Below are 16,324 nucleotides of genomic sequence, written 5' to 3'. Positions count from 1 at the left end.
GTAGGTGAAGCGCTGATCATGACCGCGATTGGTCTGGCGGTCGCTGTTCCAGCTGTTCTGGGTTACAACTTCCTGGTCCGCCGCAACAAGAGCGCCATGGAAGAGGTCCGTGCCTTCTCCGCCGACCTGCATTCCGTTGTGTTGTCCGGCAATATGGGCAAGACAGCAGCAAAGAAATAATTAGCAGTCACTGATTAACATACGGAGGCCCCTGCGCTTAGGGGTCTTTGGTATTCGGTAACACGAAAGAGAACACATTATGGCAATGGCAATTGGCAATGATGGAGATGGTGAAGACGAAGTCAACAGCACCATCAACACCACCCCGCTGGTCGACGTCATGCTGGTTTTGCTGATCATCTTCCTGATCACCACCCCGGTGATTACAGATACGGTCAAGCTCAAGCTGCCGGCAGAAACCAACGTGATTTACAAAACCAAACCGGAAAACATCACCCTGTCGATCAACAAGGATGGTGACCTGTACTGGAACGGCAGCATGAAGCCGCTGGGCAGTACGGATGCCTTGTTTGAAAAGCTCAAGGTAGAAGCAATCAAGGTTCCGCAACCGGAGTTGCATATCCGTGGAGACCAGAATACCCGCTATGAGTTTGTTGGCAAAAGTATCCTGACGGCACAACGTGCCGGTATCGCCAAGGTCGGCTTCGTGATTGAACCGCCTCCACGGAACTAGTGTTTTGAATGACTAAACAGGGTTAGCGAAAAATTGTCCTGACAAGGCGTAGCGACGAAGACAGTGCGAATAGCACGGCGAGGAGCTGCAACGCAGTCAGGGCGATTTTTTCGCCAGCCCCTAAAAAGGAAGCATTATGGGTATGCAAATAGGCTCCGGTGGTGGTTCAGCCGATCCGGAAGTGATGATAGAAATGAACATGACGCCGCTGATTGACGTCATGCTGGTATTGATCATCATGTTGATTATTACCATTCCTATTCAGAATCACGCAGTGAACCTGAATATGCCGACAGGACCAACGCCACCACCATTGGTCGATCCAGTCGTGATCAATGTAGATGTGGATTTTGACGGTACAGTTTCCTGGAATGGGACTGCAGTAGATCCTAAGCAACTAGAAGCAAAACTGGCGGAAGCCGCTTCAACGGCAAACCAGCCAGAGATCCATCTGCGTCCGGTCGCGGTTGTGCCTTACAAGTCTGTGGCTGCGGTCATGGCGGCGGCTCAGCGTCTTGGTGTCACCAAGATCGGTATGGTCGGGAATGAGCAGTTCTTGAAGTAAACCAAAGTACGTCAAAAAAAGCCGGGGATTTTATTCCCCGGCTTTTTTTCGACCCATGCTCTCAGATCATTTGGTAAAATTATCAAGGCGACGCCTCATACAACTCCAGAGGCAAGCCATCAGGATCAGCAAAAAAGACAAAGCGCCGCCCGGTCAATTCATCTAACCTGACATCCTCTACTTCCAGCCCCTTTGCCTCCAGCATCGCTTTACAGGCTGACACATCATCAACTTCAAATGCCAGGTGACGCAAACCCTGTGCTTCAGGTCGAGATACCCTGGGCGGTGCATCAGGAAATGAAAACAATTCTATTTGCGAACCATCTGGCAAGGCCAGATCCAGCTTGTACGAAGCTCTTTCTGCCCTATAGGTTTCAGCAATAATGCTTAGCCCCAGAATCCGGGTATAGAAATCCCTGGACACCTGATAATCAGCGCAAATGATGGCTACATGATGTATGCGCTTGAGCATTGATCTGTCGTTCAGTCTGAATCAGGTATTTTGCATGAATTGCAAATACAAATCACGGGCGCGTGTTGCCACTACACCTATAGGCAATTCGCGGTTTTCATATCTGGTGCAAGGCGTCACCTTGGCAAAATTGCCTGTATTGAAAATCTCTTTTGCCGCCAGCAATTCTTCCGGCTTTACAGTGCGCTCCGACACTTGCCTGCCATCTTCCTTGAGCAAGCCAATGACACGCGCACGCGTGATACCGGACAAGAAACTGCCGTTTGCCACAGGCGTGACTATCTCATCGTCTGCAGTCACAAAGAAGAGATTGGCAGTGGCAAACTCCGCCACATTGCCATGCACGTCACATACGACACCATTGTCAAAACCTCGCTCTTTGGCTTCGCGCAAAGCCCTGGTGGTATTTGGATACAGGCAGGAAGCTTTGGCATCTGTCGGTGCCATGGAAGGATCAGGACGGCGCAGGCTGGACAGGCAGGCAGAGAAACCGGTAAACGCTGGCATGGCTGCATCAAACAAGGTCAGCGCAAAGCCAGTAGTTGATGGTTCAGGGATCAGCAAACCGTCTGTGCCAAACACCAGCGGGCGTATATATAACTCGGCATCAGCAGGGAACAGGGCTATACCTTCGCGGCACAGTGCTTCCAGCTCATCGACATTGTAAGGGCATTGCAAACCCAGACGCTGTGCCGACTGTATGACGCGCGCAAGATGCAGGCGCAGATCTGGTGTCAGGCCACGGATAGAACGCGCGCCATCAAATACAGAGGAGCCCAGCCAGACAGCATGATCCATGGCGCCAAACAGTGGCGTATTGCCTTCACTCCATTGTCCCTTGAAGTAGCTACGGTACATAATATTCCTCACTCATTGATAGTAAATTGGCGACGCATCGCAAACGGTAATTTCAAATGTATCACATTCGTCATTGCAGCAAATAAAGACAGATCAAAGCTGCGCTTGCCTCGCTTGCACTAGCTGCGCCTGATTGACGCTGTGGCTGCTAGTTCGTACGACCACATATTGCTTGCGGAACTCCAGCCCGCGTTGCGGCCATTTTTCTGCATATTGTTTCAGGTATTCAACAGCCGGCAAAAAATCTTCACCATTGACGCGACAATCAGCAGCCAGCTTGCCCTCATTATCGCGGGAGGCAAACAGGCGTATGCCAAGGAAATCGCTGGTCTGCAATAGATCATGGAAAGCGGGCATGCTTTCTGTGAACAGGCAGCATGGGCAAAATGGATGCTCTTCTTTTTTCCAGGACTCAGGCTGGCTGGCCAGATGGGCGACAGGGCCAAGTATCACCTGGCGGAAACTGGCCCCCTTGTCCGGCTCTGCACTGGTATTCATTTCTATGACTGTGCAATTGACTGGCTGCTCACGTGTGGCATCCAGCAAAACCAATAAATCCATCTTCGCCCAGGTGCGCAAACCTTCAAGCACTGCTTCTGACTCAGTCGCCCCCATGGCATGTTGATACTCACTCAGGCCTTGCGGAAAGTACTCTGTGTGACTGGCATAGATACGTGTACAGGTACGACACTTATCTTCAGCGAGCACGACGGTTTCAACACGCTCCACAGCCAGTAACAAGCCCTCATCCAGAGCGAGGTAATTGTCTTGCCATTTCAGCTTGATTGCTTCTGCCGTCAAGACTTCAAACAAGGCCAGCGTTAAATCTGCATCAATATTCAGATGGGTAAATATCGTGCTTGCAGGCTGACTGACGGAACCGGATACAAACTTATCCCTGAAACTCTTGAAAGCATTGCCTATGGATGTGGTGACTGACATGGAAACTGAGTGTGAAGATGGAGACAGGCCTGCATTGTAACAAGAAGGCGGGCAGGTCAAGACAATTGCATTGTTTCACAAAAGAAATCAAGCCTTGATGGCATTGATCAGTTCACGTGCATAAGTTGGCAATTCATCATATTGCCGTACGCAGATCAGCAAGTTCCTGACTGCCCAGGTATCTGTCAGATACAGCCTGTGTATCTTCATCAGTTGCTCGTAGCGCAACGCTGCCGTCTCAGGGATGATGGCGATGCCCGCCCCACTTTCCACCATGCGGCAGATACCATCAAAGCTGCGCAAGCGCAGGCGGTAATGCAAACGCTGCCCTAGCCGCGCCGCATGTTCATTCAGATATTGCTGTAGCGCGCTGTCACCGGCCAGGCCGACGAAATCATAGCTGAGAGTATCAGCAAAGCTCAGGCTGCCGTTGACAGTGGCAGTGGTTTGCAGAGGATGCCGGGCAGCAGTCACCAGCACCAGTTGATCCTGGCGGAATGAAAATGTCTGCAAGTCTGCACTATCTACCGTGTCGGCAATAATGCCTATATCCGCCTGCTCGGCGATGATGGCTTGCACGATGTCATTGCTGAGTTTTTCCTCGACTTCAATATTGATATGTGGATGTGCCTGCATGTAAATAGCCAGCGCCTGCGGCAAAAATTCAGTCAGCGCCGAGGTATTGCACAACATGCGTATATGCCCCTTCAGGCCTTTGGCATAATCCCCCAGGTCACCACGCATCCTTTCCATTTGCTGCATCAACATGCGCGCATGGTGTAGCAAGGTGCGGCCAGCATCGGTTACTTCCACGCCACGCCTTTGCCGCAGCAACAGGGGTACGCCCAGCAAATCTTCCATGCCGCGCAGACGTGCACTGGCCGACGCCAGTGCCAGATGGGAACGGTCGGCCCCGGCAGTGATGCTACCCGCCTCCACTACGTGGACAAATAACTGCAAATCGACCAGATCAAAGCGCATGAGAATAAAGGCAAACAAGTTTAGACTACGTAAAATACGAAGCCTTACTGAGTATATTCCACATTTTCAGTTCATGCTGGCAATGGCAAACTGTCTATATGGAAACGCTGATCCCCCTATTTATCCCTCATGGCAACAGCACACAGTGGCTGGCGATAGCGTTTATCTTTCTACTCGCAGGAATGGTAAAAGGTGTCATAGGCCTGGGCTTGCCTACCGTGGCGATTGCCTTGCTGAGTCTGTCCATGACGACCATGCAAGCCGCTGCCTTATTGTTTTTACCTTCGCTTTTAACGAATATATGGCAACTCGGCAGTGGTTCCAGGTTGTTGCCCTTGTTGCTCCGTCTTAGCCCCATGCTAGTGGGCATATGCCTTGGTACTTTTGTATCCGGTCTCTTGTTCAGCAAACTTGATACGGTCTGGTCAAGTGCAGGCCTGGGCGTGGCCCTGCTGCTATATGGCGTAATGGGGCTGGCATCGGTACATTGGCAAGTGTCCAGCCAGACAGAACGCAGACTCGCCCCTGCCATAGGTATTGCGACTGGCATGGTTACTGCCGCTACCGGTGTATTTGTCTTGCCCTCGGTCCCCTACCTGCAGGCATTAAGTCTCGACAAGGACAAATTGATACAAGCCATGGGTTTGTCCTTCACGGTATCGACACTGGCACTGGGCATCAATCTATATGGCAGTGGCACTTTGCAATGGGATATTGCCGGTGATTCTTTGCTGGCCTTGCTGCCCGCGCTGGCAGGCATGCAATTGGGGCAAATTTTGCGCAATAAAATGCAGCCTATTCTATTCAAGCGCTGCTTTTTCATCGGCCTGTTTGCTCTGGGCGTCCACTACTTATGGGGAGCAGTGAAATCATGACAGAGATCACTACTGGCGAAACTGTGAAAGCGGCACTGCGCATATGCAAGCAAGATGAGCAAACTAATTGCAGGCATGTCCTGTTGTCGGCATTTCTGGATCAGCAGCATGTAGGTGCACTTGATTGCAGCATACTCGCCGGGCAGGTATGCATCCATGTTCTGTATGTCAAACCCAGCTATCGCGAGCTTGGCATAGCCAGGGCCCTGCTCAATCAATTGCATGCAGAATATCCTGAGCTGGAAGTTGTTTGCGACAAACAAGTGGCACACTAAAACGTCCGGGCCAGCGTTCAGAGCCGGTTCTAATCAGATAAATTGTGGATATGGATAGGGTATTATCCAGCTCCATTATTAATCAGAACTCCTTCTTCATGAAATTACGCTTTATTTCTTCCCTGATTTTATTGTCTCTGACAAATTTTGCTTGCGCTGAGAGTGTAGAAGAACGCAAAGCTGCAGACCACAAAAAACTTGCGTCCCGTCTGTATCAAATTACAGTCGAGGCAAAGGAAGATTGTGCTTTGGCGGACCCGCCTGTCGCCGCAGAATACAAGACGGAACTTGCGCTTTTCGCGTCAACCAATACCAGGCTCATGTCATTGCTGACAGCATCGCCTTACTATGCTGCCAAGGTCAGTCAACACAAAAATAGAGCTTCGTCCGAAGCCGGAAAATACAAACCAACTTATTCAAATCCAGAATGCTCTTACTTGAGCCTTTGGATGCGCTCTATGCGTGACAGCCCGGAAGGGCTGCAAGAAACAAAGAAATTTGAAGCCATATTATCAGAGTAAAACCTGAGGTTTCTGATCAGGCTTCAGCAAATCAATGCAATAAGTGTTTTTCAAAGAAAGCCGTAATTTTTTTATCTACGGCTCCCATCTGCTTGCGATCAAAGCCAGGCGGGTCATTCAGCATGTCCCCCACCAGACCGGTCAGATTTGGTGGTGGGGGTGATAATAAGGAACCATGACCAGCTTCTGGCATATTCGCAATATGCTCGCAGCTCTTGCAAGCTGCCAATACTTTATCACTGTGAAAGCGCGGCACCAGCCAGCGGTCTTGCCCGGCAGTGACCAGGCCCAGTGGTACAGGTGGATTTTGCAGTGATGCCATATCAAAATCAGCCGCTGCCGGCACTCCGGCGACTATCGCAGTCACGCGGGGGTCATGGTGTTCTCGCATGGTGGTATCGCTGAAGCGGCTACGGATGATCGTCAGAGCGAGCCATTTTTTTAATCCATCCAGCAAGCCGCCGTTAAGGCGGGTAATCAGGCCCACGCAAGAGTGAAAATCATTGACCAGATCTTCTTCACAATGCTGCTTGAAACCAGCCGGTGACCAGCGCCCACCCGCCATGCTGAGCGCGGTATGGCCGCCTGCCGACATGCCATACATGCCCACCTTATCCAGTGTCAGCAAGAGTGCAAAGCGCGGGTCACGGCCAACGGCATCTATGGTCCGTGATACTTCGGCGGGCCGTAAAGTCCAGCTATCCGGGCCGGGGTGGCTGTCATCCTTATAGTTGTCAGCGTGGTGTTCAGGCATGGCAACAATAAAACCTGCTTCAACCATGCTACGCGCCAGGTCTGCATGCACCCAGGGGGAACCGCCGGAACCGTGAGAAATGATAATCAGGTGCCCATTGCCACGTACGGGCTCAGCCTGTTCTGCCAGATTGAAAAAAAAGCGGCCACGGCGTACTTGTTGTTCTGGCGCATTGCTGGGGTAATACAGGGTGATAGTTCCGTCAGTAGCAGTGGGCGCTATTTCTGTTAAACCAACAGAGGCATTCACTACTCCAGTTGCAAAAAACAGCAGGCTCAGCAGCAAGTAGCTGAACCAGTTCAATAATCGTTTAAAACCAGATATGCGTATGGCCTTCATCATTCAAACTCCAGTCAGTTAATGCGGAGACGATGCTCCGGATGAAGCTGACTATGCGTAAAAAATCGAATGATGTCTTGCCACAGACTGCAAATTGCAGATTTCGGCTAGCCGATTTCAGGAATCGGCCATATTTTCTTTACGGTACTCACTAGGCGTGAGCCCGGTGGCCGCCTTGAAGGCACGGTTAAATGGCCCTATGGACTGGAAGCCAGAAGTCAGCGCAATGGTCAGAATAGGCACATCACTTTGCGCCGGGTCAGCCAGGGCAGCGCGTGCCTCGTCCAGACGAAAAGCGTTGATATAGGCATTGAAATTGCGGTATCCCATTTGCTGGTTGATGAGTTTGCGCAAACGGTATTCAGGGATTTGCATTTTGCTGGCGAGACCAGCCAACGTCAGGTCTTCGCTGCGATACAGATGTTCATCCTGCATGAGTTTTTGCAAGGCGCTTAGCAATTTGTCTTCGACTGCGTTTATCTCGACAGCTGGCAAAGGATCAGATGGCAGAACTGGCTGTTTTTTTGGCCCAACTGCAGCAAGTGGAAACAAATCCTGATGTGCGAGCGTTAGCATCTTGAATGTCACGATGACGATAATGAGCAACAAAACAAGTACATCAGCCATGGCAGTACCGCCAGCAAGCCTGCCCTGCGGCGAACTTAAACGGGCTACCAATAATAAAACGGTATAAATACTGCCAGCAATAACAATAAAAGCACGCAAGCGGCGGCGTTGTTCCACCAGGTCTGTACGCCAGTTCCTCGCTGCCGCCAGTGCTGCCAGGATAGCGAATAACAGCGGGATGGCACGTTGTGCACCCATCGTCAGCGGAGCAAAGATAGTGGCACTGCCAGCCACCACGGCGCAATTCAGCCCACTCAGGGCGGCGACCGCAAACCAGATCAGTACATGCCAGGACCGTAATAGATAATCATCGTCAAACAGCGCCTGTACAAATACCCAGAACAGCACAGCATTTGCAACAGAAATGGCAACCAGCGGCGCTTGCCACAAACGCGGCGCCATCGCTTCAAACCAGGGAGTGGCACTGATTACCTGTACCGCCAGGCCCAGGCAAAGTGCGATGCCTGCACGCACGACCAGCAATTGCGGACGGTCACGCCCAAGTATGGCAGACAGCAGTAACAGCAAAGCCAGCAACGTGCCGCGCAAAGCTGCATCAAGCAAGACCAAGGGATCAAAAGCTGACATGCCAGTCCATGAAGATGAAAGGCAAAACAATAACAGCAGCCAGACTAATCAGGCAAGTTTCATTGACCAGGAGGTAATCAACTATCCAGGTGAGAAATCAGCAAGTTACTGAAACGCGATAATTCCTTGCGCTTGATGTCATCACCATTTCCCTCGGCTTCAGGTGCATCGACCGACAAACCTACCGCAATAATATCGATGAGCAATAATTGCAGAATGCGTGAAATCATGGACAGGAAGGTGGCATTGTCTTCGGTGTGATTGACTGCCAGACAAACCGTGGCCTTCTTCGCCAGTGGTGACTGGTTGGGTGTAATCGCAATCACGTCCGCTCCTGCCAGGCGGGCGGCATCCACAGCCTTCAACAATTCTGGCAGCTTGCCGGAATTGGAAACGACGATAACAACGTCGCCAGGGTTCAGCAATTCTGCCGCCATGGAAAACAAATGTGCATCACCATAGGATGCTGTAGGAATGCGGAAACGGAAGAATTTATGCTGGCCATCGAGTGCCACTGCACGTGAATTACCCATGGCATAAAATTCCACCTTGTTTGCCTTGCGTAACAGGGCAATTGCCTGATCAAGTGAACGCACATCCAGCTGGTCACGGAAATTCAAGATCGCTGAGACAGTATTGTCGATCACCTTGGCGCTCAAGTCATGCGTGCTGTCACTCATGCGTACCTGGCTATGCCGTACAGGAATAGTGCCGGTCAGGCTACTAGCGAACTTGAGTTTGAAGTCAGCCAGGCCAAGGAAGCCCAGCGAACGGCAAAAACGGATGACGGTAGGCTGGCTGACATCGGCCAGGCGGGCGATCTCAGCAATGGCTTCATTTAATACCGTGCGCGGGTTTTCCAGCACCAGGGTAGCGACGCGGCGCTCTGCTGGCGTCAGTTCAGCCTGGATTTGCTGTATGCGGTCCATCAGTGAGCTGTCACCACTGCGGCCACGCAAGTGCTCAGACAAAATCGCTGACACGCCATAAAACGCCGGATTGGGCGTCGTAATCACAAAGGTTGGGATTTGCGCCAGATAACTGGTGAAACGTCCCTTGGCCTCAAAGCGTGTGCGGAAAGCGGAAGTGGCGAAATAATCGCCCATCAACGGGACGATGCCACCACCGATATAGATACCACCAAAAGCGCCCAGGGTCACTGCCAGATTGGCACTGAAACTACCCAGCATGCCGCAAAAGCACTCCAGGGTTTCCAGGCAAAGCGCATCGGCCTCAGCATCAGCCGCCAATGCTCCACGCATGATGTCTTGCGCTGGCAGGGTCTGGACTTTCTTGTTATTCCTGTCGGCCAGGGCACGGTAAATCAATTCCATGCCAGGACCAGAAATCAGACGCTCGGTAGAAACATGTGGCCATTCTTTCCAGGCAAATTGCAGGATGGCATATTCGCGCTCATCTACCGGCGCAAAATTGACGTGGCCGCCTTCACTGCCGAGAGTGACGAAGCCATCAGAAGTAGGGATAAGGCCAGACACACCCAGACCCGTACCTGGGCCCAAAACACCAATAACGGATTTGGGTACTGGTGTACCACCACCCACCTGCATCAGGTCTTTAGCCTGCAAACCCGGCAAGGACATAGCCAGGGCAGTAAAATCATTGACGATAAGCAGCGTGTACAAACCAAATTCGCGACGTACATCTTCTATGGAAAAAGCCCAGTCACGGTTGGTCATCCTGACCTGGTCACCATCGATAGGATTGGCGAGCGCAAACGCGGCATGATGTACTTTGCTGGCGGGTACAGTGGACAAATAGGCGCGCAGCAAGGCGATGATGTCGGTGTATTCGTCACACTTCAACACCTTGACGGATTCAAACACACCCGGCGAAGACTCAAGTGTAAAGCGCGCATGGGTTGCGCCTATATCAGCCAACAAGCGCGGGCCACTGGAAAAGCCCGCCGCGTTACCATGTTCTACAAGTGCGTGTTCTGTCGTCATGCTGTCTTCATATATACGGTTTGCTGCCTATTTTCTCAGAACCTGTTTCCGTTCTTACTGCGCGTGCGTAATCGGAGCTCATGTGCTGCTCAAAATGCTCATGTACCAGAGTACATTCCGCTTTTTGCGCTGCGTTTTTGTTACCCTAACCCCGCTGACGCTCGCTACAGATCGTAAACAGGTTCTTACAGAGAATACAATCCCGCAATTTACCACAAACGCCTGCAATTTCATGCCCGAAATCAGTGGCGGCCATGGCAAAAGTCCGCGGCAGCCAGCTTACTCCTGGCTTTGATTGGGCATGACAATATCATTTACTCAACTTTATTGATAGCTCTGCCTTGCTGTTTTTCAGCCAGTGCACGTCTATATTCAACCGTTTTTTAGCCTCATCCCAGCTAAATGGCAGGTCTTTATTTTGCAGGCTGACCCGTGTCGGCTTGCTGGCAATATTGTGTATATGCAGAGCAATTTCCCTGTCAACAGCTTCGGCATGTGAGCCTGCCTGTGCCCGTAAGCTGATTTTCAACAGCGCTGCATTCGCCTGGCTGTTGAAATACATGAGGGTATAAGCCCCCTTCTCATAAGCATTCGCGGTCTCGCCATCATCGTCATACAACTTGCCTGCCGACTTTTTGACGGTGGCATCATGGTAGTAATGTAGTTCCAGTTTTTTTGCTGAATAGTCTCGGGTATTCTGGACCAGCGGGCTCATGGGGACAAAAGCACCAGCACGCACAAACACGGGAATATGATCTTGCTCCACGTTTACCGTGTCAGTCGTACCACCTTGATGCTGCTGATCAGTATAAAAATCAAACCAGGTGCTGCCAGCTGGGAAGTACACGCTGGCTTCTTTTTCTCCAGCCTTCATGACAGGATGCACGAGGAAGCTGTCCCCCCACAGATAAGTGTCAGCCACTGTTTGCAGCTTCTGGTTCTGCGGTTCTGCATAAAACAGCGGGCGCATGAAAGGCAGGCCATGCTGGTTATTCTCAAATGCCAGGGTATAGTTATACGGCAGCATGCGGTAACGCATTTCTATCGCTGCCTTGGCCAGGGCTTTGGTCTTAGCCTCGCGCAAGACCGGCTCAGATGCCACTTCCTCTTGCGCATGCGGGCGGAACACAGGCTGGAATACGCCATACTGCAACCAGCGCGTATATAACTCATCATCCAGATTGGCACCAGCAAAACCGCCGAGGTCAGAATGCATATAAGCCATGCCCTGCATGCCCATCTGCAAGGCTATTTCAGGCTGTGAACGCAGCCCCCCCCAGGTACGATTAACATCACCCGACCACGGTATCATGCCCAGCCTTTGCGAACCTGAATAGCCGGAACGCATGAGGATGAAAGGTCGCTGATTGGGGTAGTCTTTCTTGTAGCCATCAGCAATCAGCCTGGCCCAGTGATGACCATAGATATTGTGCAATTCATCGGCACTGCCGGTCTTGTGCTGCAAGTCAGACGGATGCACTTCCGGCTCCCCCAGATCACCCCACCAGCCAGCGACGCCCATATTTTTCAGGTCTTTATAGATAGCCCAGAACCAGTCTTGCGCAGGTGGATTGAAGATATCGATGAGGCCGGTATTTCCAAAATAAAAATCATAGGTAAACGGTTTTCCTTGTTTGTCGGTAGCCAGTATATTTTTTTCGACGACTTCCTGCCATTTTTTTGAAGTCGTTAAAACAAAAGGTTCGGTAATCAGGATAGTCTTGATACCTTGTTGCACAAAGTCAGCAATCATGCCTTTGGGATTGGGGAAGCTGTTTTTATCGAATTCCAGATTACCCATGGTGCCCTTGACGTCTTTACCAAACCAGTAAAGATCAAAGATGATGGCATCGACAGGAATTTTCTCTGCGCGAAACTTATCCAGTATGCTGCGCGCTTCTGCTTCATTGTGATAACCAAAGCGGCTGGCAAAATTACCAAAAATCCAGCGCGGTGGCAAAGGCTGGCGCCCGGTCAGACTGGTGTAATTGCTGACGATGTCGGCCCAGCTGTCGCCAGCGATGACCTGGTAAGTCTTGCGCCCGCTGATGGTTTCATACGCCAGCACATTGCTTCTCTTGCTGTCGAGATCAAGCTGGCCTATCGCGGCATTATCAAAATGCAGACCATACATCTTCGATGAAAATACCAGCGGCATGGCAAAATTCATTTGCTCTGAACGCTCTTCATAGCCGTAGTGTGCCTTGTTATACAAAGGCAGGCGATTGCCGCGACGGTTCATACCCAGTGCGCGGGCACCACCACCATACAAAGCTTCATCTGCATCCAGATTAAAATCCAGCACGTCTACATCTCTGGCTTTGCTATAACCATTTTTTTCCGACAACAAAGGCTTGCCCTTGTAAGCATAGGCAATTTGAAACGGTGATTTACTGATGCTGACACTGATGTCGCCGGCAAGGTATAGCATACTGCTTGCCGTTTCTTTGAAACTGGTCTTGACGCGCGCAGGTGACAAGGCGACGGCATGCGAAGCCGGATTGAATTTTTCAGCCGCAGGAATAAAACTGGTTTCCATGATCTTGTCGCTATACGGCTTCAGGATATAGCGACCATCATTGGTCTTGATTTCCAGATGATCAGCCAGCTTTGCAACTGACACAATAGTGCGCGCAGAATTTTGTGCATGCACGTTAGTCGCCAGTGACAAGATTGCAGCAACAAAGATATTCAGTTTGACTATGGATGTTTTTTTCATGTGTCTCTAATTATTTTTTTGTGAGAGCATACTAGGGCGCGATCAATATCGCGCTCAAGCCGCTATTGAATTGCACCTTGCCATTGACGACTGTGGCCGTCTTTCCAGAGTAATAGTCATGCAGTTTTTGTCCATCGGCAAACACGCCTGCGACGCTGATGGCAGGATTGCTGTTTGCAGGTACATCCAGCGCTATCACCACCTTGTCGCTGATACCGTTCTTGTCATAAGTGCGCTTGAAGGTATAAGGCTGATCCGCCAGTTTTTCATGTACGCCTGCACCTATGGCGGGATGGGCACGCCGGAACAAACCGAGACGACTCCAATGCTGGCGAACATCGGCAATGCGGTAGCCATCACGGTTGATATTCTTTGCCAGCTCATCCCAGTTCATGAACGAACGCAGTGTCGCATCGCCTTGCGCACCAGCGGCATTCAATGGACGTGCAGTTTCATCACCATAATAAATTTGCGCCGCGCCGGGGCTCAGTAAAAGTTTATTGGCAGATTCAAATGGCTTCTGACGCAAGAGATCAAAGGGCCCGCCATCATCATGCGAGCTGATGTAATTGAGTACGGAATACCCAGCCAAAGGCCCATGCAGACGCGTGGCATAATCACTGAACAGGGTTTCATAAGTCTTGTTGGCATCTGACTTGAAACCAAAATTGATGAGGCTGTCAAAACCATTCTGGTAAAAATTGACGGTCTGGCCGCCTCCCATGTCAAAGCCCTGACCATGGCCAATCGCATAGTTATACACTTCACCCGTCATGAAGAAAGCCTGGCTACCGAGCTTCTTTTTGGAATTCGCATGCTTCCAGTCTTCATAAGCGACACTGGCGAGGCCATGCAATTCTTTCCAGATTTCTGGCTCGGTATGCTTGGCGGTATCTGCGCGAAAACCATCAACACCGTATTTCTTCACCCAGTCCACATGCCATTTCATCAGATAGTAGCGTGGTGCACGTGGCAGACCCGTGCGCTGGAAAAAATCATCCAGCTCTTTGACTTCTTTATCGTAGCGCCCTTCTGCTTTCCATTTTTCTACCAGCACTGGCGGCAAGCTGACTGTAGCTTTGCTGTCTGTTCGTATATCCGGCAGGTTTTTCACCAGGGTGCAACTGACCGTGGTTTCAGTATCTTTATAAGTACAGGTGGGCGATGTTCTGACCCATTCATCTGGCCAGACCGGGTCTTGCTCCGTCACTGGCCCCAGGTGGTTCATGACCACGTCCAACAAGACACGCATGCCATGTGCATGGGCTGTATCGACAAACTCGCGCATGTCAGCCTCTGTGCCCAGGTTGGCATCGACACGAGTGAAGTCCTTGGCCCAGTAACCGTGGAAGCCATATGATTTGCCAGTGCCCTCATCGGTACCGGCATGGATTTGCTCAACCGGCGGCGTCAGCCAGATGACATCGACACCCAGGTCTTTGAAATAGCCAGACTTGATCTTGGCTGTGATGCCAGCCAGGTCGCCGCCAGCGTAACCACGCTGGGGTGCAGCATCATTCTTGCGGCCATAGGCAAGGTCGTTTTTATGGTTGGCGTTATGAAAACGGTCTGTCAGTAAAAAATAGACAGTGGCGTTTTCCCATAAAAATGGCTGGGCTGTTTTTAGTTTGGGTGCAGCCAGCGATATAGAACTACAAGACGCGGCCAGCAGTGCTGCCAGTCCCAGTCTGATTGCTTTTACTTGCATGATGAGATTCCGGCTGATGCTGATTGCTTAAACGGTAGCAGCATTAGCTGCAGTCTTATCCATGTTTGATGCAGCGGATGCTTCCTCTGCAGCTTCATCTTTTACGAGCAAGGTCAGCAAGCCAGCCAATATCATGCAAAACCCACCCAACATCAACACCTTGACTGACTGATTATCAAAGAAATGCTTCAAGATCGCCCCCAGCACAACACCGGCAATGATCTGTGGTATCACCACGAAGAAGTTGAACAAGCCCATGTAATAACCCATACGGCTCGCTGGCAATGCACCTGCCAGAATGGCATAAGGCATGGTCAGCACACTGGCCCAGGCAATGCCCACACCCACCATGGGCAAAAGCAGCATTTGTTTGGATGAGATCAGGAAGATACTCATCAGGCTGACACCGCCTATCACCAGACAGAGCATGTGGACAAATTTGCGGCTGGTGATCTTAGCCAGTACAGGCAACAAGAAAGCCGCCAGTGCCGACACACCACCATAGACGGCAAACATGATGCCCACCCAGTTACCACCTTCCTGAAAGGCAGCTGACTGCGCATCGCTGCTATGGAAAACAGTTTGCGCAATCGAAGGCGTGGTGTAGACCCACATGGCAAACAAGGCTACCCAGGTAAAGAACTGCACCAGCGCCAGTTGCACCATGGTCTTGGGCATCCTAAGGAAACCACCGAGGATTTCGCCAACGGCCTTGCCTATGCCCTGGTTGTTTTTACGCTCCTGTTTGAATTTTTCCAGATCGGCCGGAGGAATTTCCTTGCTGGTGAAGACTGTCCACATGACAGACAAGGCAAATATGGCACCACCAAAATAAAAGGAGTAGCGCACTGTGTCGGGGATCGCGCCATTCACTGGTACATTGCTGACACCCAGATAATCCGTAAATATCGTCGGCAACAAAGAGGCAATCACGCCACCGCAACCAATGAAAAAAGTTTGCATGGCAAAGCCCGCCGTTTGTTGCGAGACATCAAGCTTGTCGCCGACAAAGGCGCGGAATGGCTCCATGGAAATATTGATGGCGCTATCCATCATCCACAACACCGCTATTGCCATCCACAAGACGCTGGAATTAGGCATGAGGAACATGGCAATCGATGCCAGTATCGCGCCGATAAAAAAGAAAGGACGGCGGCGTCCCCAGAAAGAGTGCCAGGTATTGTCACTCAGGTAGCCAATGACGGGTTGCACCAGCAAGCCGGTAATGGGCGCAGCCAGCCAGAACAGGGCCAGCTCATCCGGGTTCGCACCCAGGGTAGAGAATATGCGGCTGGTATTGGTATTTTGCAGCGCAAAGCCAAACTGTATGCCAAAGAAACCGAAACTCATATTCCACAACTGCCAGAACGACAGACGTGGTTTGTATGCAGATACTTGCATGGTGTTTTGTCCCCAAATTTTATTATGAACTACTGTTGCAG

Annotated in this window: 16 protein-coding genes; 6 read left to right on the top strand and 10 right to left on the bottom strand. The window is 51.0% G+C overall.

Going from position 1 to position 16,324, the window contains the following annotated elements; translation table 11 throughout:
- The 3 genes from AC3WQT_RS09615 to AC3WQT_RS09605 form a co-directional block, all read left to right on the top strand.
- On the top strand, nucleotides 1-180 hold a 180-nt coding region (locus tag AC3WQT_RS09615), incomplete at its 5' end, for a MotA/TolQ/ExbB proton channel family protein (protein WP_492703638.1).
- Between the two features lie 79 nt (nucleotides 181-259).
- Nucleotides 260-694 carry an ExbD/TolR family protein gene (locus AC3WQT_RS09610; RefSeq protein ID WP_492703637.1) on the top strand — a complete coding sequence of 145 codons (435 nt, stop codon included), beginning with the start codon at nucleotides 260-262 and terminating at the stop codon, nucleotides 692-694.
- A 136-nt stretch (nucleotides 695-830) separates the two neighbouring features.
- Complete coding sequence (locus AC3WQT_RS09605) at nucleotides 831-1,259, top strand: ExbD/TolR family protein (protein ID WP_492703636.1); 429 nt, start codon at nucleotides 831-833, stop codon at nucleotides 1,257-1,259.
- An 82-nt stretch (nucleotides 1,260-1,341) separates the two neighbouring features.
- On the opposite strand, the gene gloA2 is transcribed toward AC3WQT_RS09605, so the two are convergent.
- The 4 genes from gloA2 to AC3WQT_RS09585 all read right to left on the bottom strand — a co-directional run bounded on the left by gloA2 (nucleotide 1,342) and on the right by AC3WQT_RS09585 (nucleotide 4,512).
- Nucleotides 1,342-1,731, bottom strand: a complete 390-nt coding sequence (gene gloA2, locus AC3WQT_RS09600) for an SMU1112c/YaeR family gloxylase I-like metalloprotein (RefSeq protein WP_492703635.1) — start codon at nucleotides 1,729-1,731, stop codon at nucleotides 1,342-1,344.
- A gap of 21 nt (nucleotides 1,732-1,752) precedes the next feature.
- Nucleotides 1,753-2,589 carry a branched-chain amino acid aminotransferase gene (locus AC3WQT_RS09595; RefSeq protein WP_492703634.1) on the bottom strand — a complete coding sequence of 279 codons (837 nt, stop codon included), beginning with the start codon at nucleotides 2,587-2,589 and terminating at the stop codon, nucleotides 1,753-1,755.
- Between the two features lie 93 nt (nucleotides 2,590-2,682).
- Entirely contained in the window at nucleotides 2,683-3,531 is an 849-nt protein-coding gene (locus tag AC3WQT_RS09590) for a DUF6348 family protein (protein ID WP_492703633.1), read from the bottom strand.
- Between the two features lie 87 nt (nucleotides 3,532-3,618).
- On the bottom strand, nucleotides 3,619-4,512 hold the full coding sequence (locus AC3WQT_RS09585) for a LysR family transcriptional regulator (RefSeq protein ID WP_492703655.1): 894 nt from the start codon (nucleotides 4,510-4,512) through the stop codon (nucleotides 3,619-3,621).
- 98 nt (nucleotides 4,513-4,610) lie between these two features.
- On the opposite strand from AC3WQT_RS09585, the gene AC3WQT_RS09580 reads away from it, so the two are divergent.
- The 3 genes from AC3WQT_RS09580 to AC3WQT_RS09570 all read left to right on the top strand — a co-directional run bounded on the left by AC3WQT_RS09580 (nucleotide 4,611) and on the right by AC3WQT_RS09570 (nucleotide 6,183).
- Nucleotides 4,611-5,387, top strand: a complete 777-nt coding sequence (locus AC3WQT_RS09580) for a sulfite exporter TauE/SafE family protein (RefSeq protein ID WP_492703632.1) — start codon at nucleotides 4,611-4,613, stop codon at nucleotides 5,385-5,387.
- Nucleotides 5,384-5,662 carry a GNAT family N-acetyltransferase gene (locus AC3WQT_RS09575; protein ID WP_492703631.1) on the top strand — a complete coding sequence of 93 codons (279 nt, stop codon included), beginning with the start codon at nucleotides 5,384-5,386 and terminating at the stop codon, nucleotides 5,660-5,662. The genes AC3WQT_RS09580 and AC3WQT_RS09575 overlap by 4 nt, the downstream gene beginning before the upstream one ends.
- Nucleotides 5,663-5,760: 98 nt before the next feature.
- The gene (locus tag AC3WQT_RS09570) at nucleotides 5,761-6,183 is read left to right on the top strand and encodes a hypothetical protein (RefSeq protein ID WP_492703630.1); all 423 of its coding nucleotides are present in this window, start codon (nucleotides 5,761-5,763) and stop codon (nucleotides 6,181-6,183) included.
- 31 nt (nucleotides 6,184-6,214) lie between these two features.
- On the opposite strand, the gene AC3WQT_RS09565 is transcribed toward AC3WQT_RS09570, so the two are convergent.
- From AC3WQT_RS09565 to AC3WQT_RS09540, 6 genes are all read right to left on the bottom strand, one after another.
- Nucleotides 6,215-7,279: an alpha/beta hydrolase family protein gene (locus AC3WQT_RS09565; RefSeq protein WP_492703629.1), complete on the bottom strand. Its 1,065-nt coding sequence runs from the start codon at nucleotides 7,277-7,279 to the stop codon at nucleotides 6,215-6,217.
- Nucleotides 7,280-7,393: 114 nt separating this feature from the next.
- Nucleotides 7,394-8,491, bottom strand: coding sequence for an AraC family transcriptional regulator (locus AC3WQT_RS09560; protein WP_492703628.1), 1,098 nt, complete (start codon nucleotides 8,489-8,491; stop codon nucleotides 7,394-7,396).
- 77 nt (nucleotides 8,492-8,568) lie between these two features.
- Nucleotides 8,569-10,455: a glucokinase gene (locus tag AC3WQT_RS09555; protein WP_492703627.1), complete on the bottom strand. Its 1,887-nt coding sequence runs from the start codon at nucleotides 10,453-10,455 to the stop codon at nucleotides 8,569-8,571.
- 310 nt (nucleotides 10,456-10,765) lie between these two features.
- Nucleotides 10,766-13,174: a glycoside hydrolase family 31 protein gene (locus tag AC3WQT_RS09550; RefSeq protein WP_492703626.1), complete on the bottom strand. Its 2,409-nt coding sequence runs from the start codon at nucleotides 13,172-13,174 to the stop codon at nucleotides 10,766-10,768.
- Between the two features lie 31 nt (nucleotides 13,175-13,205).
- Nucleotides 13,206-14,882 (bottom strand): alpha-amylase family glycosyl hydrolase, encoded by a 1,677-nt coding sequence (locus tag AC3WQT_RS09545; protein ID WP_492703625.1) that lies wholly within the window; start codon nucleotides 14,880-14,882, stop codon nucleotides 13,206-13,208.
- Between the two features lie 27 nt (nucleotides 14,883-14,909).
- Nucleotides 14,910-16,283 (bottom strand): MFS transporter, encoded by a 1,374-nt coding sequence (locus AC3WQT_RS09540; protein ID WP_492703624.1) that lies wholly within the window; start codon nucleotides 16,281-16,283, stop codon nucleotides 14,910-14,912.
- Between the last annotated feature and the right edge of the window lie 41 nt (nucleotides 16,284-16,324).

The organism is Undibacterium sp. FW305-107 (assembly GCF_058788535.1).
The sequence above is the reverse complement of the archived record's forward strand: the minus strand, read 5'-3'. Positions and strand labels throughout refer to the sequence as shown.